This window comes from Enterococcus sp. C102(2024) (genome assembly GCF_040888205.1).
Classification (GTDB): Bacteria; Bacillota; Bacilli; order Lactobacillales; family Enterococcaceae; genus Enterococcus; species Enterococcus faecalis.
This window is the reverse complement of sequence record NZ_JBFOHH010000019.1, coordinates 1-610: the sequence shown is the minus strand read 5'-3', so window position 1 is coordinate 610 and position 610 is coordinate 1. Positions and strand designations below refer to the sequence as shown.

The window sequence follows — 610 nt, the reverse complement described above, 5'->3', positions numbered from 1 at the left end:
ATTGTTGTTTTTGGAGGTTTAGCTCAGCTGGGAGAGCACCTGCCTTACAAGCAGGGGGTCAGCGGTTCGATCCCGTTAACCTCCATTTTTTGAGCCGTTAGCTCAGTTGGTAGAGCATCTGACTTTTAATCAGAGGGTCACAGGTTCGAGCCCTGTACGGCTCATATTCATATTTCATTTGCGGGTGTGGCGGAATTGGCAGACGCACTAGATTTAGGATCTAGCGCCGCAAGGCGTGGGGGTTCAAGTCCCTTCACCCGCATATTTAGCCGGCTTAGCTCAGTTGGTAGAGCATCTGATTTGTAATCAGAGGGTCGAGGGTTCAAGTCCTTTAGCCGGCACCATTTTGCGGAAATAGCTCAGTGGTAGAGCACCACCTTGCCAAGGTGGGGGTCGCGGGTTCGAACCCCGTTTTCCGCTTAGCCAATTCATTACGCCGGGGTGGCGGAACTGGCAGACGCACAGGACTTAAAATCCTGCGGTGAGTGATCACCGTACCGGTTCGATTCCGGTCCTCGGCATTGTTTTATATTTAGCACCCATAGCTCAACTGGATAGAGTGTTTGACTACGAATCAAAAGGTTAGGGGTTCGACTCCCTTTGGGTGCAT

7 tRNA genes are annotated in these 610 nt (G+C 51.5%); all 7 read left to right on the top strand.

Going from position 1 to position 610, the window contains the following annotated elements:
* Window positions 1-12: 12 nt before the first annotated feature.
* Window positions 13-85, top strand: a tRNA-Val gene (locus AB3I34_RS13970).
* Between the two features lie 6 nt (window positions 86-91).
* A tRNA-Lys gene (locus tag AB3I34_RS13965) sits at window positions 92-164 on the top strand.
* A gap of 16 nt (window positions 165-180) precedes the next feature.
* A tRNA-Leu gene (locus AB3I34_RS13960) sits at window positions 181-262 on the top strand.
* Between the two features lie 6 nt (window positions 263-268).
* Window positions 269-344 (top strand) — tRNA-Thr (locus AB3I34_RS13955).
* A gap of 4 nt (window positions 345-348) precedes the next feature.
* Window positions 349-420, top strand: a tRNA-Gly gene (locus tag AB3I34_RS13950).
* Between the two features lie 15 nt (window positions 421-435).
* Window positions 436-521, top strand: a tRNA-Leu gene (locus tag AB3I34_RS13945).
* Between the two features lie 14 nt (window positions 522-535).
* Window positions 536-609: transfer RNA gene (locus AB3I34_RS13940), tRNA-Arg, on the top strand.
* Window position 610: the final 1 nt, after the last annotated feature.